The following is a 19594-nucleotide window of genomic DNA, read 5'->3' on the forward strand; positions in this document are numbered from 1 at the left end:
GGGGGGGGCCGGGGGTCGGGTCCGGGTGGACCGGGTCCGGGTTCGGGTTGGTCATCGTGTCCTCCAGCCTGGGATAGAGCGGCGGCTCTTAGGACTACTGCCCCGCGTACCCCGGCTCGCCCGTCCAGTCACCCGCCTGGGCCCCGGCCGCGAGGCCCGGCCGCGGGCTGGACAGCACCGGGACGGCGGTCGTCGTCAGCCGCTGGGCCGGGGCCATCGAGGCCTGGGCCAGGACGATCGCGTCGGCGGCGGCGACCTCGTCGGCCGCGGAGGCGATCAGCGTCGCGTACGCCTGTGCGTCGCCCGCCTCGAATCGCGCCCACGCGCCCTCGACGAGACGGGTCGTCACCTCGACCGGGCGTCCGGCGCGGTCGGCCTCCTCCCGGATCAGGTCCGCCGTCGGGCCGAGCGTGCTCTCCAGCGCGGCGAGGACGACGACGCGGGGGCCGGTCGCGACCGCGGCCGCCGCCATCGGACGGTCGACGCGCAGCACGGGCACGCCGACGCCGGCCGCCTCCGCCACGGCGCCGATGGTCGAACAGGTGCACAGCACGGCACGCGCGCCCTCGGCGACAGCGCGGCGCAGGACCGCGGCCACGTCCTCCGCGACCGCGTCGGGTCCCTCGGCGCGGGCCCGTTCCAGCAGCCGCTCCTCGACGACGTGCCGCAGTTCCAGCCCCGGGTGGGTCTCGTCGCGCAGGGCGTCGAAGACGGGGACGTGGACCGGCGAGGTGTGCAGGAGAGCGAGGGCCATCAGAAGCGGCCGGGGTGCGCCACGACCCAGGCCTTCGCCGCGCGCAGCAGCCCGGGGTCGGCGGCCGGGGCCTCGTCGGGGTGGCGCTCCGCCCACTTGACGACGTACGGGCACAGCGGGGCCACGACCGTGCCCTCGCGCCCGGCGACGGCGTACAGCTCGCGGGCGAGGGAGCCGGCGATGCCCTTGCCCTCGTGGGCGGGCTCGACGACGGTGTGGACCGGGACCAGGGCGCGCCCGGGCTCTTCGAGGACGAAGTACTCGATACGGCCGACCACTTCGCCGCCCGCGACCGCCTCCAGGCGGCCCGCCGCCCGGTCGTCACGGATCTCGATCTCGCTCACGGGCACGCTCCTGGTCCGTCCGCTCCGCTCAGGCCGGTACGGCCTGCGGGCTGCGCTGCTGGTCCGAACCGGGCACCGGCTCGGACGGGTCGGCGCCGAGGGCCACGATCCGGTTGTCGCGGTCCACGTGCACGACCCGCGGCTCGAGCGTGCGCGCCTCGGCATCGGTGACCTGAGCGTAACTGATGATGATCACCAGATCGCCGGGGTGCACGAGATGGGCGGCGGCACCGTTGATCCCGATCACCCCGGAGCCGCGCTCGCCCTCGATGACGTACGTCTCCAGCCGGGCGCCGTTGGTGATGTCGACGATGTGCACCAGCTCACCGGGCAGCAGATCGGCGGCGTCGAGCAGATCCGCGTCGATGGTCACCGATCCCACGTAGTGCAGGTCGGCCTGGGTGACGGTGGCGCGGTGGATCTTGGACTTGAACATGGTGCGCAGCATCGAGGTACTCCTGAGACTAGGCTCCCTGCCTGCGTTCTTGCAGGTCAAGGGCTGTTTCCCTACCTTGCGGACGAGCCGGGGGCCCGACCCTCACCAGGGTACGCAACCGCCCTCGCGTCCCCCTTATGACCCCCGCCACACCCCGGGCCGGCCACCCCTACGATGACCGCATGATCGACGACGTGACCGGACGCGCCTATCGCGCGCAGCGATGGGCCGCCCGGACGGCACTGGCGGCGGCCGGACTCGCCGTGGCCGTGCCGCTCTGGTACGGCCGCCTCGGTGGTGTGCTGCTGCTCCTGGGCGGCGCCGTGGGGCTGGTCGTCACCGCGGCCGCCCTGTGGTGGACGGTGAGTCTGCGGGGGCCGCTGCGGTGGGTGGCCGCGCTCGTGGCCCTGGCCGTCCCCGCGTTCGTCGTCACCCTGTTCGCCGCCACCGTCTTCTGGGCGCTGCCCCTGTCGATCCTGCTGTGGGGCGTCGCCGTCTGGTGCGGGCGGTACGCGCTGCGCGGCGCCGGCACCTACCGGGTGAAGGAGCGCCGGTGCCCGCCGCCGAAACGGCCGTTCCTGATCATGAACCCGCGCTCCGGCGGCGGGAAGGTCGTCCAGTACGGCCTGCGGGAGCGGGCCGAGCGGCTCGGCGCCCGGGTCGTCGTCCTCGACCCCGAGCGGCCGCAGGACGTGACCGCGCTCGCCCGGGCCGCCGTCGCCGACGGTGCCGACCTGCTCGGGGCCGCGGGCGGCGACGGCACGCAGGCGCTGGTCGCGGCCGTGGCCGCCGAGCACGGCGTCCCCTTCCTGGTGCTCAGCGCCGGTACCCGCAACCACTTCGCGCTGGACCTGGGTCTGGACCGCGACGACCCGGCCGCCGGCCTCGACGCGCTGACCGACGGCGTGGAACTCCGGGTGGACCTCGGCTTCGCCGGTGACCGGCCGTTCGTGAACAACGCCTCCTTCGGCGCGTACGCGGCGATCGTGCAGAGCCCCTCGTACCGCGCGGACAAGCTCGGCACCAGTCTGGAGCTGCTGCCCGACCTGCTCACCGGCCGGGAGGCGCCCCGGCTCACGGTCCGCGCGGGTGAGGTGGCCCTGAAGGACCCGCAGGCCCTGCTGGTGAGCAACAACCCCTACCGGACCGGCGATCCCTTCGGGTTCGGACGCCGCGACCGGCTCGACACGGGCGTGCTGGGCCTGCTGGCGGTACGGGTGGAGAGCGCCGCGGAGGCCGCCGCGCTGATCCTCGACCCGGCCCCGGCCGCGCTCACCGTCCACACCGCCGTCGAGGTCGTCGTGGAGTCCGACCGGGCCGAGGTGGAGGTGGGCCTGGACGGCGAGGCGCTGGTGCTGCCCTCGCCGGTCCGCTGCCGCGTCGCGGTCGGCGCGCTCGCCGTCCGGGTACCGCGCAAGCGGCCGGGGCTCGCCCGGCACCAACCCCGGCTGGACTGGCGGCGGTTGCGCAAACTGGCCGCGACGGTCAGCCGCACGGCCGCACCCATCGGCCACCGCTGACCCGGTCCGGTCAGTCCGTCGCCGTGGGTCGTCGCGAGACGCGGGTGGCCTCGGCGAGGTCGGTCAGGGGGCGCAGCCGGTAGGTGTAGGCGTAGTCCCGGTTCGCGAACAGCTTGTACTCGTCGTGCGTGTGGGCGCCCCAGCTGTTGTCGCCGCCCACGCCCATCTGGTGATGGCTCACCCGCAGCACGACCTCCTCCCGGGGAGTCAGCTGGTAGTCGTGGCGGGCGCCGAGCGAGAGGTCCTCCGGGGTGAAGTGCGAGGCGTTGACCTCCAGCAGGGGTTCTCCGGAGACGAGCAGTCCGGTGCCGTCGGGGCCGGTGAGGGCGATCCAGCGGACGTCGGTGCGGTTGCCGTTCTCCTGGGGGCGGATGTAGGACTCCCACTGCCCGGAGACGGTGCCGGACCAGAGGCCGACGTCGGTTCCGTTGTTGCGGTCCCAGTGGTTCTCCTCGGGACCGCGGCCGTAGTAGTCCAGGTGCTCCAGCCGGCCGGGCAGGAGGAGCAGGGTGCCGACCTCGGGGATGTACGGCAGTGAGGCCGCGCCCGGGTGCAGGGTGTTGTCGACCTTGATCTCGCCGTTGCCGAAGACGGTGTAGGTGGTGGTGTACGTCGACTCCGTGGTCGTGGGCAGGGTGCCGCTGACCTTGATCTCGACGGCCCTGTCCCGCAGTGCGCGCACGGTGACGTCCGTGACCTTGCGGTGGGTGCCCGCGTCGCGCCAGGTCTGGTTGCGGGTGTGCTGGCCGTTGCCGCGGTCGTTGTCGGTGGGCGCCCGCCAGAAGTTCGGGACAGGTCCGGAGGTGATGAGCTCGGCGCCCGCGGCCCGGTAGGAGGTGATGACGCCGCTGGTCTTGTCGACGGTGACGGAGAAGCCGTCGCCGGTGACGCTCACCGCACCGTCACCGTCCTGGTGGGCCAGTGCCGGCACGCTGTCCAGCGGGGCCGGCGTCACCGGCGGGCTGCCCGCGTCGACCGGGATCTGCTGCCGGGCGACCTCGAAGCCGGCCTTGGCCCACTTCGTCGTCTCCTTCGTGGTGAAGGACAGCTCCAGGAAGTACTCGGTGCCCGGCGCCGGTTCGCCCGGCACCGTGAACGGCACAGTGATGTCCTTGGCGGACAGCGGCGCCACATCCAGCTGGGCGCGGGTGAGCTTCCCGCGCCCGAGCATCTTCCCGTCGGCGAGGAGTTCCCATGTGCCGTTCAGGTCCCGCAGGTTCGTGAACAGGTTCTCGTTGGTGAGGGTGACCGCGGCGCCGGGGGTGAGCCTGTCGCCGGAGGCTGGGGCGGCGTTGACCGCCTGGTAGATCCGCTTGACCTCCGCGGCCTTGCCGGTGAGGCCGCGGTCGGCGGTGACGACGCCGTCGGCGACGAAGTTGAAGTCGTTGGGGTTGTCGCCCCAGTCGCCGCCGTACGCGAAGAAGGTCTTCTCCGTCGGCCGCTTCTCGGTGAATCCGGCCGTCGCCGCGTCGAACCAGAACCGCACCCCCTCGTCGGCGGGGCCGCGGCGGTCGGTGGCGGCGAGTTCGCCGGCGCTCAGGGCGCGGGCGTGGACGCGGGCCCGCCGGATGGTGCCGCTGAACTCGCGGTGGGGGTTGTCGATGTCGGTGGCGAGCGCCAGGGGGGCGGTGTTGCCGGCGGGCCGCTGGGTGGTGGTGCGGGTGGCCCGGGCCTGTCCGTCGACGTAGAGAGTGAGACTGCCGGCCTCCGCGTCGAAGACGCCCGCGACGTGGTGCTCGGTGCCGGTCCAGTCGTCGGGCAGCGCCCACGTCACGGTGATCCACTGGCCGCCGCCGTGGATGAAGAACTCCAGGTTCTTGTTGTTCTGCTTCAGCGCGTACTGGGTGTCGCCCTTGGCGATGATCGGCTGGTGGTAGCCGAGGACGTGCGGGGTGATCCACGCCTCCAGCGTCAGCGAGCCGGTGAGGTCGAGGCGCGCGTCGCGGGCGAAGACGGTGCCGCCGGAGACGCCCTTGGCGCGGTCGAAGGTGCCGCTGGGCGCGAGGATCTCGCCGCGCAGGCCGCCCGGCCCCGTCTCGGTGAGCTGTTTGCGGGTCGGGGTGGGCCAGCTCAGCGACTGGTCGACGAAGTCCCAGATCCAGCCGCCCTGGAGGAGCGGGTAGCGGCGGATCAGGTCCCAGTACTTCTTGAAGTTGCCGTTGGAGTTCCCCATCGCGTGGGAGTACTCGATCATGACGTACGGCCGGGTGTCGCCGGTGTTCTTCGCCCGGGACTCGACGGTGGCGGGGGTGTCGTACATCTCCGAGCGGATGTCGCTGATCGTCGGCCGGTCGTCGCCCTCGTACTGGACGACGCGGGTGGGGTCGTAGGACTTGATCCAGTCGCGCATGGCGACGAACGTGCTGCCGCCGCCCGCCTCGTTGCCGAGCGACCAGATGACGACGCAGGCGTGGTTCTTGTCGCGGTGGACCATGTTCTGCGCGCGGGCGACGCACGCCTCGGTCCAGTCGGCGTGGTCGCGCGGGTACCGGCTGCTGATGCCGTGGGTCTCCAGGTTGGTCTCGTCGACCAAGTAGAGGCCGTATTCGTCCGCGAGTTCGTACCAGACGGGGTTGTTGGGGTAGTGCGAGGTGCGGACCGAGTTGATGTTCAGCCGCTTGATGAGCGTGATGTCCTCGATCAGGTCCGCGCGGTTCAGGGCGATGCCGCGGTCGGGGTGCATCTCGTGCCGGTTGGTGCCGCGGAACGAGACGGGCTTGCCGTTGATCCGCATCAGGCCGTCCTTCAGCGCGAACTCGCGCAGGCCGACGCGGTGGGACAGGGTCTCGATCAGCCGTCCGGCCGGGTCGCGCAGCTGGAGGACGGCGGTGTAGAGGTAGGGGTGCTCGGCGGACCAGAGCTTCGGCGCGGGGACGGCCTTGTCGGCCCGTACGGTCACGTCCTCGCCGACCACGGCCACGTCGGCGCCCTGTTGCAGGGGACGGGACCAGACGGGGTGCCCGGCCGCGTCGTACAGCTGGGTCTCGACCGTGTACCGTCCGGCTCCCCCGGCGGCGTAGGCGCGCACGCTCGCGGTGACCGAGAGGGCGGCCGCCCGGTAGCCGTCGCTGAGAGGGGTCTCCAGCTTGAAGTCGCGCAGGTGCACGACGGGGGTGGAGTACAGGTAGACCGAGCGGAAGATGCCGCTCAGCCGGATCATGTCCTGGTCCTCCAGCCAGTCGCCGTCGGAGTAGCGGTAGACCTCCACCGCGATCCGGTTGGTGCCGGGCTTGAGGTGGTCGGTGATGTCGTACTCGGCGGGCGTGAAGGAGTCCTCCTTGTAGCCCGCCAACTCGCCGTTGATCCACACGTAGTGGGCGGACTTCACGCCCTCGAAGTGCAGGAAGGTCCGCCGCCCCGACCAGTCCTCGGGGACAGTGAAGGTACGTCTGTACTGGCCGACGGGGTTGTAGCGGGTGGGGGCGTTCGGCGGCTGCGGGTTCTCGCCGAGGCCGTTGGGACCCCAGTACGGGTAGGTGATGTTGACGTAGATCGGGAAGTCGTAGCCGTGCAGCTGCCAGACGGAGGGGACGGGGATGGTGTCCCAGTCCCCGTCGTCGAGGTCGGGGCGGTGGAAGTCGGGGTCGCGGTCGTCGGGCCGGTCTGCGTAGGCGAACTTCCATGTGCCGTCGAGGCTCATGCGGTACGGCGAGCGGGTGCGGTCGGCCTGCAGGGCCTGCTGGAGGTTCGCGTACGGCATCAGCGTGGTGTGCGGCGGCTCGGCGCCGACCTGGAAGAGGCCGATGTTGCCGTTCCACTCCGGTGAACCGGCCGCGGCCCCGGCCTCGCCGGCCGCGCGTGCCCCCGTAGACGCCGCGCCGGACAGGGCGAACGCGCCGAGGACGGCCGCCCCGCCCTCCAGGAGTCGGCGGCGGCTGACGGCCACGCCCCGGGGGCGGGGCGGGGGGCCTGCGAAGGGCTCGGAGGGGTGCGGCATGTCCATGGCCTTCCTCGGGACGACAGTGCGGCGCTGCACAGCTCGAGGGAGCGTCAGATCCTGTTGGATACCGTTGGCAAACCGGACGCACCCTAGGCTTTGCGCCCCAGTGAAGCAAGGATGCTGTCGTTCTCTGTGTGTTCCTGAGCGGCGAGTTGGCCGATGTTGGCTGTTTGCTGGAATTGGGTCCGGTACAGCTCGGCGTAACGCCCTTCGGCCGCCAGCAGTTCGTCGTGGGTGCCCTGTTCCACGATCCGGCCGTCCTCGACGACCAGGATCCGGTCGGCCGCCCGCACGGTCGACAGCCGGTGCGCGATGACGATCGCGGTCCTGCCCTCCAGCGCCTCGGTGAGGGCCTCCTGGACGGCGGCCTCGGAGGTGTTGTCGAGGTGGGCGGTGGCCTCGTCGAGGATGACGACGCGCTGCCGGGCCAGCAGCAGCCGGGCGATGGTCATGCGCTGGCGCTCGCCGCCGGAGAGCCGGTAGCCGCGTTCGCCGACCACCGTGTCCAGGCCGTCGGGCAGGGCGCGGACGAGGCCGTCGAGGCGGGAGCGGCGCAGGGCGTCCCACAGGTCGTCGTCGGTCGCGGTGGGCCGGGCCAGCAGCAGATTGGCGCGAACGGTGTCATGGAAGAGATGGCCGTCCTGGGTGACCATGCCGAGCGTCTCGCGCAGCGAACGGGCGCTCACCTCGCGGACGTCCACGCCACCGAGGTGTACGGCGCCGCCGTCGACGTCGTACAGCCGCGGCAGCAGGCTCGCGATCGTCGACTTGCCGGCGCCGGAGGAGCCGACGAGCGCGACCGTCTGTCCCGGCTCGGCGCGGAAGGAGATGCCGCGCAGCACCTCGGCGCCGCCGCGGCTGTCGAGCGCGGCGACCTCCTCCAGGGAGGCGAGGGAGACCTTGTCGGCGGAGGGGTAGCCGAAGCGGACGTCGGAGAACTCCACGGAGACCGGGCCGTCGGGGATCTCCCGGGCGTCGGGGCTGTCCTGGATGAGGGGTTCGAGGTCGAGCACCTCGAAGACGCGCTCGAAGCTGACCAGGGCGCTCATCACCTCCACGCGCGCTCCGGCGAGGGCGGTCAGCGGGGCGTACAGCCGGGTCAGCAGCAGGGCCAGCGAGACGACGGCGCCGGCTTCCAGGCTGCCGCGCAGGGCGAAGTAGCCGCCGAGGCCGTAGACCAGGGCGAGCGCGAGGGCGGAGACCAGGGTCAGGGCCGTGATGAACGCCGACTGGGCGGTGGCGGTGCGGATCCCGATGTCGGCGACGCGGCGGGCTCGGGCGGCGAACTCCTCGGACTCCTGCTCGGGGCGGCCGAAGAGCTTGACGAGGGTGGCGCCGGGGGCCGAGAAGCGCTCGGTCATCCGGGTACCCATGGCCGCGTTGAGGGTGGCCGCCTCGCGCTGCATCCGGGCCATCCGGCGGCCCATGCGACGGGCCGGGATCACGAACACCGGGAGCAGCACCAGCGCGAGCAGGGTGATCTGCCAGGACAGGGTGAGCATCACGACGAGGGTGAGCAGCAGCGTGACGAGGTTGCTCACCACGCCGGACAGGGTGTTGCTGAAGGCGCGCTGGGCGCCGATGACGTCGTTGTTGAGGCGGGAGACGAGCGCTCCCGTGCGGGTGCGGGTGAAGAACGCGACCGGCATCCGCTGCACATGGTCGAACACGGCCGTGCGCAGATCGAGGATGAGTCCCTCCCCCAGCGTCGCCGAGAGGCGCCGGGAGACGATCCCGAGCGCCGCCTCCAGGATCGCGATCAGGGCGATCAGCAGGGCGAGGCGTACGACCGCGGTCTCGTCGCCGCCCGAGACGATCGTGTCGACGACCAGTCCCGCCAGGACGGGTGTCGCCACGGCGAGCAGCGCGGTGACCACCCCGAGCACGACGAACCGCGCGATGCGGGCGCGGTGGGGGCGGGCGAACGCGCCGATGCGGCGGAGCGTGTCGCGCGCGAACGGGCGGCGCTCGTGCTCGGCGTTCATGACGGTGTGCAGCTGTGTCCACGCTGTGGTCTCCATGCTCATGAGGGAGAACGTAGAACCTCAAGCTTTCTTGAGGTCAAGGTGCCGACCGGGGCGAGGGTCCCGATGACCGGACGTAAGCCGGAAGCCCCGTTTCCGCAACCCGCAGTTGGCGCGGCGCGGAAAGCCTCTGCGACTGTGACAGCGGTACAGCTTTCCGACCCGCCCCGGGGACGGCTCCCCCGACGCGTCCCCGTCCGGCAGCTCCTGTGTCTGCTTCCCCTCGCGCTGGTCGCGGTCGTGGCCGTGCGGCACCGTGCCGTGCTCGCCGAGGGCTTCGCCCACCTGGGCAGCGCCGAGTGGCCCTGGCTGCTGGCGGCGGCCGGCGCCACCTGTCTGACCTGGGTGGCCGCGGCGTGCTGCCGGCAGGGTGCCGTGCTGGAGCGGCTGCCCTCGGCGCGGTTGCTCGCCACCCAGTTCGCGGCGGGCGCCGCCAACCATCTGCTGCCGACCGGGCTCGGCGCGAGTGCGGTCAACCTGCGGTTCATGACGGTGTGCGGGCTGCCGCTCGCCCGCTCCTCGGCGGCCCTCGCGCTGTACCTCCTCGCCGAGTCCGTCGGCCGGCTCGCCCTGCTGGCGGCGCTGCTGCTGGCCTTCCCCGACGCGCTGCGGCTCGGCAGTCTGCTGCCCGCGGGGGCGGCGGTGGGCCCGCTGCTCCTCGCGGTGGCCGCCGCGGTACTGCTGACGGCGGGCGGGCTGGCGCTGATCCGCCGGGTCCGCACGAGCGTGGTCTCCTTCCTGCGCACCGCGCTCGGCGAGGCCCGCTCGGTGCACTCCCGCGGGTCCAGGGCGCTGGCGCTGTGGGGCGGGGCGTTCGCGTTCCCGGCGCTGCAGGCGGCCGGGCTGGTCGCGGTGGGCGAGGCGCTGGGGCTCGACGTGCCGCCGCTGCACGTGGCGGTCGCCTATCTCGCCGCGACGGTCGCGGTCGCGCTGATCCCCACGCCGGGCGGCCTCGGTTCGGTCGAGGCGGCGCTGATCGTGGCGCTGGTGGCGGCGGGCGGGCCGGCGGCGGTGGCCACGGCGGTGGTGCTGGCGTACCGGATCATCACGGTGTGGCTGCCGATGGTGCCGGGGGCGCTGACCTTGGGGGCGCTGGTGCGCTGGAAGGTGATCTGAAAGGCACCGAGGTACGGCCCTCCCTTCATGGAAGACTCCCCTGGTCGTCGCCCACCGAAGGGGATCTCGCCATGGCCGTCCGCGTCGAACGCCAGGGACCCGTCACCACGGTCGTCCTGTCCCGCCCCGAGGCACGCAACGCCGTCGACGGACCGACGGCCGCCGAACTGGCCGCTGCCTTCCGGGAGTTCGAGGCGGACGAGCAGGCACGGGTAGCGGTGCTGTGGGGAGAGGGCGGGACGTTCTGCGCGGGCGCGGACCTCAAGGCGCTCGGCACCGAGCGGAGCAACCAGGTCACCGAGGACGGCGACGGCCCGATGGGCCCGACCCGGATGCGGCTGTCCAAGCCGGTGATCGCGGCGGTCGCCGGGCACGCCGTGGCCGGGGGCCTGGAACTGGCGCTCTGGTGCGATCTGCGGGTCGCCGAGGAGGACGCCGTCCTCGGCGTGTTCTGCCGCCGCTGGGGAGTCCCGCTGATCGACGGCGGCACGGTACGGCTGCCCCGGCTGATCGGCACGAGCCGCGCCCTGGACATGATCCTGACGGGCCGGCCGGTGGCGGCCCCGGAGGCGTACGGGATGGGGCTGGTCAACCGGGTGGTTCCGCCGGGCACGGCTCGGGCACGGGCGGAGGCCCTGGCCGCCGCGATCGCCGCCTTCCCCCAGCCCTGTCTGCGCGCCGACCGCGCCTCCGTCCTCGACCAGGAGGGCCTCACCGAGCAGGCCGCACTGCGGTCGGAACAGCGGCACGGGGCGGGGGTGCTGGAGCAGAGCCTGGAGGGCGCGGCCCGGTTCGCGTCGGGGGCGGGGCGGCACGGGGCGTTCGGGGATCTGTAGGGCCCCGCGGTGTGCCGTGTGCGCGGGCGCACCGGCCCGGCCCGTCCGCGCTCCGCTCGATGCAGCAGCCCGCCCCCCGCGCGGGTGGCCGAAGGCCTCGCACCTGGTGCGAACTGCTGTGCGGGATACGGCAGGATGAGCCGTCGTGCCCGTGCGGCGCGCGATCGTACCGTCCGGAAATCGAGCAGGGGACAACGTGACGAAACTTCACATCCGGCCGTCGGCGGAGCATTTCACCGCCGTTTCTCGCACCGGAGGTGACCGGTGAAGCGGGATCTCACCATGGACGACCTGGTCCTCGCGGGAATCGCGGTGGCCGCGGGCCTGCTGGCGGCGTTCTTGCTCCGGATGCTGCTGCGCTGGCTGGGCAAGCACGCCGACCGGACCCGGTGGAGCGGCGACGACCTCATCGTGGACGTGCTGCGCAGCGTGGTGCCGTGGGCGGCGTTCCTCGGCGGCGCGGCCACCGCGGGCGCGGCGCTGCCGCTGACCAAGTCCGTCCAGCACAACGTCAACCAGACCCTGACCGTGCTGCTGATCTTCCTGGTGACGCTGGCGACGGCCCGCGGGATCGCCGGGCTGATGCGGACGGTCACCCAGTCCCGGCCCGGTGTCGCCGGTTCGGCCACGATCTTCGTCAACATCACCCGGATCCTGATCCTGGCCCTCGGCTTCCTGGTGGGGCTGCAGACCCTGGGCATCTCCATAGCGCCGATGCTCACCGCCCTGGGCGTCGGCGGTCTGGCGGTGGCGCTCGCCCTTCAGGACACGCTCGCCAACCTCTTCGCGGGCATCCACATCCTCGCCTCGAAGACCGTCCAGCCCGGTGACTACATCCGGCTGAGCAGCGGCGAGGAGGGCTACGTCGAGGACATCAACTGGCGCCAGACGACCGTCCGCAACCTGTCCAACAACCTGGTCGTGATCCCCAACGGGCAGCTCGCGCAGACGAACATGACCAACTTCATGCGTCCCGAGCAGGAGATGACCATCCTGATGCAGGTCGGCGTCTCCTACGACAGCGATCTGGAGCAGGTCGAGCGGGTGACCAACGAGGTCATCGCCGAGGTGATGACCGAGGTCGAGGGCGCTCTCCCGGACCACGAGCCGATCATCCGCTTCCACACCTTCGGCGACTCCCGCATCGGCTTCACCGTCATCCTGGGCGTCGGTGAGTTCAGCGACCAGTACCGGATCAAGCACGAGTTCATCAAGCGCCTGCACAAGCGCTACCAGCTGGAGGGCATCCGCATCCCGGCGCCCACCCGGACGGTGGCGCTCCAGCAGGGGTCGGTGGTCATACCGCAGCAGCGCGGCGCGGAGCACGAGCCGGGCGACATTCCTTCCGCCCGGCTCGACTGACCCCCCTCCGCTCACCGACCTCGCTCACCGACCCCTGTGCGGCCGATCCCTCAGAGAGTGGCCGAGTTGTCGTGGTGGCCGCTCCGCCGCTTGCGCGGGGCGGCCGGGGCCGACGCCACCGGGTTGACCGTCCAGTCCGGGTGCCCCGGCATCCGCGGGGTCTTCGTGCCGTACAGCCAGTCCCGCAGGAAGCCCGACAGGTCCTGCCCGGACACCTCGGAGGCGACGGCGATGTAGTCCTCCGTCGTCGCCGAGGCGTTGCGGTACCGCTGGAGGAAGGCGCGCTCCAGCGCGTTGAAGGCGTCCTCGCCGACGGCCTGCCGCAGGGCGTACAGGACGAGGACGCCGCCCAGGTAGCGCTGGGAGTCGAAGAGGTTGGCGGCGTTCGGCGCGGCCACCGGACCGGACGTGGCGCGCCACTGGTCACCCTTGGCGTAGGTGTCCTTCATCCGCGCTTCCATGGTGGTCATGCCGAGCGAGTCGGGCCAGCCGCGCTCGTAGCGGTACAGCAGCCCGTAGAAGTCCGCGTGGCCCTCGTTCATCCACAGGTCGGACCAGGTGGCGGGGGAGACGCTGTTGCCGAAGTAGGAGTGGACCAGCTCGTGCATCATGTGCGAGCCGATCTTCGACTCCTCCTGGAGGAGGTACTTCGGCCGGTAGATGGTGAGCGTCTGCGTCTCCAGGCCGGTGAAGCCGAAGGGCTCCGCGAGGTCGGAGTTGCAGGGCAGCAGGCCGTACGTCTCGAAGGGGTAGGCGCCCAGGCGCCGCTCGACCCACTCGACCAGGGCCGGGGTGAGCGCCAGCGCGGGCTCCAGGGCGGCGGCCCGGGCGGTGGGCACGACGTCCCGCAGCGGCAGCCCGTGCGGGCCCTGCCGGTCCTTGATGACGTAGTCGCCGACGGTGATCTGCACGACCTCGGTGGCGATCGGCGAGCGGGAGCGGTAGGTGTACGCGGTCCGGTCGCCGGCCAGCTGCTCGGTGCGCACGAGGTGTCCGCTCGCCACGCCGCGCAGGCCCGTGGGGACGGTGAGGCGGAAGGTGAAGTCGGCCTTGTCGACCGGGTGGTCGTTGCAGGGGAAGACGGTGTGCGCGGAGTCCGGCTGGCAGGCCACCGCGAAGCCGTCCGGGGTGGGGACCCAGCCGGTGTGCGGGAGGCTGCGGCGCGGGTCGGCGGAGTACTCCACGCAGACGGTGACCGCGGCCTTCTTCGGCAGGGTCGCGGACGGGGTGATCCGCAGCTTCTCGCCGGCCTGTTCGAAGGCGGCGGCGCGCCCGCCGACGCGGACGGAGCGGATGTCCAGGCCGAGGGCGTCCAGCGAGAACCGGGTCAGGGCCTGGGTGGTGCGGATGCGCAAGGTGGCTTTGGCGTCGACGAGCTGGGTCGTCGCGTCGTAGGCGAGATCGAGGTGGTACGCCGAGACGCGGTAGCCGTCGTTGCCGAGGGCCGGGTAGACGGGGTCGCCGAGGGTCTCGGGGCCCGGGGTGCCGCTCTTGCCCCCGGCGGCGTGGGCCGAGGGTGCCAGGCTCAGCGCGGCGGCCGTGCCTATGAGGGCGGCCGGCGCTGTCACTCTGGTGCGATATCTCATGGTTTGCCTTCGCTCGGGTGGCCGGGTGGTCAGGTCCGGCCATCGCCTCGGATGAGTGATCCACCTGCATGACCGCAGGAACGGCCGTGGAGGTTGCACTTCCGGCGAAACTTCTCCCCCGAGGCCCACACGCGTGTGCGGACCCCTGTCGAGTCGAGGGCGATCACGAGATATCTTGATGTCGAGCAATGTTGCAGACGTGGAGCGGAGCACCCGGTGACTGACTCGACCATCATCTATACGCACACTGACGAGGCCCCGGCCCTGGCGACGTATTCCTTCCTGCCGGTGGTCCGGGCGTACGCCTCGCAGGCGGGTGTCGCCGTGGAGACGCGCGACATCTCGCTGGCCGGCCGCATCATCGCGGTGTTCCCGGAGTACCTCACCGAGGACCAGCGCATCCCGGACGCCCTCGCCGAACTCGGTGAGCTGACGAAGACGCCCGTGGCCAACATCATCAAGCTGCCGAACATCTCGGCGTCCATCCCCCAGCTGAAGGCGGCCGTCGCCGAGCTCCAGAGCCAGGGCTACGCGCTGCCGAACTACCCGGACGACCCGAAGACCGACGAGGAGCGGGACATCCAGGCCCGCTACGACAAGGTCAAGGGCTCCGCCGTGAACCCGGTCCTGCGTGAGGGCAACTCCGACCGGCGCGCCCCCGCCTCGGTCAAGAACTACGCCAAGACCCACCCGCACCGCATGGGCGCCTGGACCGCCGAGTCCAAGACGAACGTGGCGACGATGGGCGTGGACGACTTCCGCTCCACCGAGAAGTCGGCCGTGATCTCCGAGGCCGGTTCGCTGCGGATCGAGCTCAAGGGCGACGACGGCTCCACCACCGTGCTGCGCGAGTCGGTACCCGTCCTCGAGGGCGAGGTCGTCGACGCCTCCGTGATGCGCGTGGCCGCGCTGCGCGAGTTCCTGACCGCGCAGGTCGCCAGGGCCAAGGCGGAGGGCGTGCTGTTCTCCGTGCACCTGAAGGCCACGATGATGAAGGTCTCCGACCCGATCATCTTCGGCCACGTCGTGCGCGCCTTCTTCCCCAAGACGTTCGCCCGCTACGGCGAGCAGCTCGCCGCCGCCGGTCTGACCCCGAACGACGGTCTCGGCGGCATCTACAAGGGCCTGGAGGCGCTGCCCGAGGGCGCCGAGATCAAGGCGTCCTTCGACGCCGAGCTCGCCGAGGGCCCGGCCCTGGCGATGGTCGACTCCGACAAGGGCATCAGCAACCTGCACGTCCCGTCCGACGTCATCGTCGACGCCTCGATGCCGGCCATGATCCGCACCTCCGGCCACATGTGGGGCCCGGACGGCCAGGAGGCCGACACCCTCGCGGTGCTCCCGGACTCGTCGTACTCCGGTGTCTACCAGGCCGTGATCGACGACTGCCGTGCCAACGGCGCCTACGACCCGTCGACCATGGGCTCGGTCCCGAACGTCGGCCTCATGGCGCAGAAGGCCGAGGAGTACGGCTCGCACGACAAGACCTTCGAGATCCCGGTGACCGGCACGGTCCGCCTCGTCGACCGGAACGGCGAGGTCGTCATCGAGCAGGCGGTCTCCGCGGGCGACATCTTCCGCGCCTGCCAGACCAAGGACGCGCCGATCCGGGACTGGGTGAAGCTGGCCGTCACCCGTGCCCGCGCCACCGGCGACCCGGCCGTCTTCTGGCTGGACGAGACCCGCGCGCACGACGCCAACCTGATCGCCAAGGTGAACGCGTACCTGGAGGAGCACGACACCGAGGGCCTGGACATCCGCATCCTGCCTCCGGTGGAGGCCACCAAGCTGTCGGTGGAGCGCATCCGCCGCGGCGAGAACACCATCTCGGTCACCGGCAACGTGCTGCGCGACTACCTCACCGACCTCTTCCCCATCCTGGAGCTGGGCACCAGCGCCAAGATGCTGTCGGTCGTCCCGCTGATGGCGGGCGGCGGCCTGTTCGAGACGGGCGCCGGCGGCAGCGCGCCGAAGCACGTCCAGCAGCTGGTCAAGGAGAATTACCTGCGCTGGGACTCGCTCGGTGAGTTCTTCGCCCTGGTGCCCTCGCTGGAGCACTACGCGAAGACCACGGGCAACGCCCGCGCGCAGGTCCTCGCCGACACCCTGGACCGCGCCACGGCGACCTTCCTCAACGAGGACAAGTCCCCGACCCGTCGCGTCGGCGGCATCGACAACCGCGGCAGCCACTTCTACCTGTCCCTGTACTGGGCGCAGGAGCTGGCCCGGCAGACCGACGACGCCGAGCTCGCGAAGGCCTTCGCGCCGCTCGCCGAGACGCTCACGACGAACGAGCAGAAGATCGTCGAGGAGCTGAACGCGGTGCAGGGCTCCCCGGCCGAGATCGGCGGCTACTACCAGCCCGACCCGGCGAAGGCGGCGGCGGTCATGCGTCCGTCGGCCACCTGGAACGAGGTGCTGGCGTCCCTGAGCTGACGCATGCGCTGACTGTCCGAAGGGCCGGCACCGTCCTCCTGGTGCCGGCCCTTCGTGCCGTTTTACCGGACGATCTCGTTCAGCCCCGCACCGCCTTCGATCATGCTTACGATCGGGCCCGCGGCCTCGGGAGACACCCGTACGGCCCGCGATGGAGGGGAACCATGTCCAGCATTTCGAGACGATCCCTGCTCGGCTACTCCGGTACGACGGCGGCGGGCGCGGTGCTCGGCACCACGGCGTCGGCGCAGCCCGCCCAGGCGGCGGAGGCCGGGGCGGAGGCGACCGCGTTCGACCCCCACACGTTCTTCAAGGGCAGGACGGACATGAACGTCGGCGACGACACGCACGCCGAAGTCGAGATCGAGTTCCGGGTGGCGAACCACGAGGCCCCGTCGGCCAACGCCATCACCCCCCTGGAGATCGCCGAGCTCCTCAGCGAACTCGCCGCCTCCCGCGGCTGGCCCCCGATCACCTTCTACGGCACCCCGGCACCCGCGCCGCTGAACTGATGCGGCCATCCCGGGGGCGGGCCTCACGGCATCCCGGGGCCGCCCCCGGAAAACCGCTTGCGCGCCGGGCCCCCGGCTCCGCATCGTGAGCCCGTGAGCGACGACGACGTACCCCAGCGATGGACCCAGGCCGACGTCTACCCCGACATGTGGGCGGACCCCGATCAGGATCCGCGCGACAACGACGGACCCGGCCCGGAAGGCGAGTTGGCAACCTACCGGAGCGTGCTGCGGGACTTCCGGCTGACCCTGGAGATGAAGTGCCAGGGACTGGACCCGCAGCAGCTGGCGCGCCGCTCGGTGCCGCCGTCGACCATGTCCCTGCTGGGGCTGGTCCGCCATCTCGCCGAGGTCGAACGCGACTGGCGCGGCTGGATCCTGCCGGAGGGACCGGAGCCGAAGCTCTACGGGGCCCGGGACGCCGACTTCGACGGAGTCGCCCCGGAACAGGCGCTGGTGGACGGCGCGTTCGCCGACCTCGCCCGCGAACAGGCGGCCACCGACGCGGTCTTCGCCCGGTATGCCGACCTGGCCACCCGGGTGGGCAAGGACCAGAACTCGGTGCGCGAACTGTGGGTGCACCGCATCGAGGAGTACGCCCGCCACTGCGGCCACGCGGACCTGCTGCGCGAGTGCGTCGACGGACGGGTGGGACAGTAGGGCCGCATGAACTTCTCCCTCACCCAGGGTGCCGAGCACTCCCCCGTGATCCTGCACGTCCCGCACTCGGCGCGGGAGATTCCCGACGACGTGCGGGCCGGCATCGTGCTGGACGACACCGCGCTCCGGCGGGAGCTCGACCACATCACCGACGCGCACACCGCGCGGATCGCCGGTGCGGCGGCCGATGCCTGTGCGGTGCGGCCCTGGGTGTTCGCCAACCGGCTGTCCCGGCTCGTCGTGGACCCCGAGCGGTTCCCCGACGAGCGGGAGGAGATGCTCGCCGCGGGCATGGGCGCCGTCTACACGCGCACCACCCACAGGGACGTGCTGCGCAAGGAGGACGGTGATCACGAGCCGCTGCTCGCACGGTACTTCCGGCCCTACGCGCAGGCCATGAGCGATGCCGTGGCCGGACGGCTGGCCGCCACCGGGCGGGCCGTGATCGTCGATGTGCACTCCTATCCGAGCTCCCCGCTGCCCTACGAACTGCACGGCGACGGGCCCCGGCCCGCCGTCTGCCTGGGCACCGACTCCTTCCACACGCCTCCGGGACTCCTCGCCGCGGCATGCGAGGCCTTCGCGGAGTGCGGGGACGTCGGCCTCGACAGCCCCTTCAGCGGGACGTACGTGCCGCTGGAGTTCCACGGCACCGATCCGCGGGTGAGTGCGCTGATGGTGGAGATCCGGCGGGACACCTACATGACCGAGCCCGGCGGGGCCGCCGGGGCGGGGCTCCCCCGGCTCGCCGCCGCGCTCGCGCGGCTCGTGGACGCCCTGCCCGGCTGACCACCGGCTGGAGCACTCCCGGGCGACAGCGGGGCGGACGGCGGCGAGGGTAGGGGCATGACAGAGGAGACCACCACGCTCACCGGCCAGGCCCCGCCCCCGGTCCGGGACTGGCCCGCGCTGGACGTCGACGGCACCGACTTCGACCCGGTGCTCGCCGACCTCATGCGGGAGGGCCCGCTCACCCGCATCCGGCTGCCGCACGGCGAGGGCTGGGCGTGGCTGGCCACCCGCTACGACGACGTGAAGGCGATCACCAACGACCCCCGGTTCGGCCGGGCGGAGGTCACCACCCGCCAGGTGACCCGGATGGCCCCGCACTTCAAGCCCCGCCCCGGCTCGCTCGCCTTCGCCGACCAGCCCGACCACAACCGGCTGCGCAAGCCGGTCGCCGGCGCCTTCACGGTCGGCGCGATGAAGCGGCTGCGCCCCCGCGCCCAGCGGATCCTGGACACGCTGGTCGACCGAGTCGTCCAGGACGGACCCCCCGCCGACCTCGTCGAACGGGTCCTGGAACCCTTCCCGCTCGCCGTGGTCAGCGAGGTGATGGGCGTACCCGCCGCGGACCGGGCGCAAGTGCACGCCTGGACCCGGCGGATCATCTCCACCACCGGCGCCGAGGACGCGGAGCAGGCCAAGAACGGCCTGTACGGGTGGATCACCGAGACCGTCCGGGCCCGTGCCCACAGCACCGGCGACGACGTGTACTCCCTCCTCGGCTCCGCCGTGCACCGCGAGGAGATCAGCGAGACCGAGGCGGTCGGCCTCGCCGGGCCGCTGCAGATCGGCGGCGAGGCCGTCACCCACAACTGCGGGCAGATGCTGTACCTGCTGCTCACCCGCCCCGAACTGATGGAGCGGATGCGCGACCGCCCCGAGGAGCGGGGTGCCGTCCTCGACGAGCTGCTGCGCTTCGTCCCGCACCGCAGCAGCGTGGGCCTGGCCCGGATCGCCCTGGAGGACGTCGAGCTGCACGGCCTGCTGATCCGGGCCGGCGACCCGGTGTACGTCTCCTACCTGGCCGCCAACCGGGACCCCGAGGTCTTCACCGACCCGGACCGCATCGACCCGGACCGCGCGGCGAGCCCCCACCTGGCCTTCGGCAACGGACCGCACTACTGCACGGGCGCGGTGCTCGCCCGCCTGCAGACCGAACTGCTGGTCGGCACGGTGCTGGACCGGCTGCCGGGACTGCGGCTCGCGGTGGCGCCCGAAGAGGTCGTGTGGCGCCGCAGGACCATGATCCGTGGCCCGCAGTCCCTGCCGTGCACCTGGTGAG

15 protein-coding genes are annotated in these 19594 nt (G+C 72.1%); 9 read left to right on the forward strand and 6 right to left on the reverse strand.

Annotated elements, in window-relative coordinates; translation table 11 throughout:
* Positions 1-94 precede the first annotated feature (94 nt).
* From M8H82_RS33575 to panD, 3 genes are read right to left on the reverse strand one after another with little or no spacing between them, the layout of a single operon-like run.
* Positions 95-754, reverse strand: a complete 660-nt coding sequence (locus tag M8H82_RS33575) for an aspartate/glutamate racemase family protein (RefSeq protein ID WP_250079011.1) — start codon at positions 752-754, stop codon at positions 95-97.
* A complete protein-coding gene (locus M8H82_RS33580) occupies positions 754-1098 on the reverse strand; it encodes a GNAT family N-acetyltransferase (protein ID WP_250079015.1) in 345 nt (114 codons plus the stop codon). The genes M8H82_RS33575 and M8H82_RS33580 overlap by 1 nt, the downstream gene beginning before the upstream one ends.
* Positions 1099-1126: 28 nt before the next feature.
* On the reverse strand, positions 1127-1546 hold the full coding sequence (gene panD / locus M8H82_RS33585) for an aspartate 1-decarboxylase (protein WP_250079017.1): 420 nt from the start codon (positions 1544-1546) through the stop codon (positions 1127-1129).
* 170 nt (positions 1547-1716) lie between these two features.
* Here panD and M8H82_RS33590 point away from each other — a divergent pair, with 170 nt between their 5' ends.
* Complete coding sequence (locus tag M8H82_RS33590) at positions 1717-3054, forward strand: diacylglycerol kinase family protein (protein WP_250079020.1); 1338 nt, start codon at positions 1717-1719, stop codon at positions 3052-3054.
* 10 nt (positions 3055-3064) lie between these two features.
* Here M8H82_RS33590 and M8H82_RS33595 read toward each other — a convergent pair whose 3' ends face one another.
* Complete coding sequence (locus M8H82_RS33595) at positions 3065-6991, reverse strand: glycoside hydrolase family 2 TIM barrel-domain containing protein (protein WP_250079067.1); 3927 nt, start codon at positions 6989-6991, stop codon at positions 3065-3067.
* 92 nt (positions 6992-7083) lie between these two features.
* Positions 7084-9015, reverse strand: coding sequence for an ABC transporter ATP-binding protein (locus M8H82_RS33600; protein ID WP_250079069.1), 1932 nt, complete (start codon positions 9013-9015; stop codon positions 7084-7086).
* 141 nt (positions 9016-9156) lie between these two features.
* Between M8H82_RS33600 and M8H82_RS33605 the strand changes: the two genes are divergently transcribed.
* The 3 genes from M8H82_RS33605 to M8H82_RS33615 all read left to right on the forward strand — a co-directional run bounded on the left by M8H82_RS33605 (position 9157) and on the right by M8H82_RS33615 (position 12332).
* A complete protein-coding gene (locus tag M8H82_RS33605) occupies positions 9157-10134 on the forward strand; it encodes a lysylphosphatidylglycerol synthase domain-containing protein (RefSeq protein ID WP_250079023.1) in 978 nt (325 codons plus the stop codon).
* Between the two features lie 71 nt (positions 10135-10205).
* Positions 10206-10970 (forward strand): crotonase/enoyl-CoA hydratase family protein, encoded by a 765-nt coding sequence (locus tag M8H82_RS33610; RefSeq protein WP_250079026.1) that lies wholly within the window; start codon positions 10206-10208, stop codon positions 10968-10970.
* Positions 10971-11234: 264 nt separating this feature from the next.
* The gene (locus M8H82_RS33615) at positions 11235-12332 is read left to right on the forward strand and encodes a mechanosensitive ion channel family protein (protein ID WP_250079029.1); all 1098 of its coding nucleotides are present in this window, start codon (positions 11235-11237) and stop codon (positions 12330-12332) included.
* A 50-nt stretch (positions 12333-12382) separates the two neighbouring features.
* Here M8H82_RS33615 and M8H82_RS33620 read toward each other — a convergent pair whose 3' ends face one another.
* Positions 12383-13918 carry a M1 family metallopeptidase gene (locus M8H82_RS33620; protein ID WP_250079030.1) on the reverse strand — a complete coding sequence of 512 codons (1536 nt, stop codon included), beginning with the start codon at positions 13916-13918 and terminating at the stop codon, positions 12383-12385.
* A 216-nt stretch (positions 13919-14134) separates the two neighbouring features.
* Between M8H82_RS33620 and M8H82_RS33625 the strand changes: the two genes are divergently transcribed.
* The 5 genes from M8H82_RS33625 (at position 14135) to M8H82_RS33645 (ending at position 19593) form a co-directional block, all read left to right on the forward strand.
* Positions 14135-16354, forward strand: a complete 2220-nt coding sequence (locus M8H82_RS33625; protein ID WP_250079033.1) for an NADP-dependent isocitrate dehydrogenase — start codon at positions 14135-14137, stop codon at positions 16352-16354.
* Between the two features lie 164 nt (positions 16355-16518).
* A complete protein-coding gene (locus M8H82_RS33630; protein ID WP_250079034.1) occupies positions 16519-16866 on the forward strand; it encodes a twin-arginine translocation signal domain-containing protein in 348 nt (115 codons plus the stop codon).
* Positions 16867-17013: 147 nt separating this feature from the next.
* Positions 17014-17526, forward strand: a complete 513-nt coding sequence (locus tag M8H82_RS33635; RefSeq protein WP_250079071.1) for a DinB family protein — start codon at positions 17014-17016, stop codon at positions 17524-17526.
* A gap of 6 nt (positions 17527-17532) precedes the next feature.
* Complete coding sequence (locus tag M8H82_RS33640) at positions 17533-18315, forward strand: N-formylglutamate amidohydrolase (RefSeq protein WP_250079036.1); 783 nt, start codon at positions 17533-17535, stop codon at positions 18313-18315.
* Positions 18316-18372: 57 nt separating this feature from the next.
* Positions 18373-19593 (forward strand): cytochrome P450, encoded by a 1221-nt coding sequence (locus tag M8H82_RS33645; protein WP_250079039.1) that lies wholly within the window; start codon positions 18373-18375, stop codon positions 19591-19593.
* Position 19594 lies beyond the last annotated feature (1 nt).

This window comes from Streptomyces sp. YS415, assembly GCF_023544665.1.
Classification (GTDB): Bacteria; Actinomycetota; Actinomycetes; order Streptomycetales; family Streptomycetaceae; genus Streptomyces.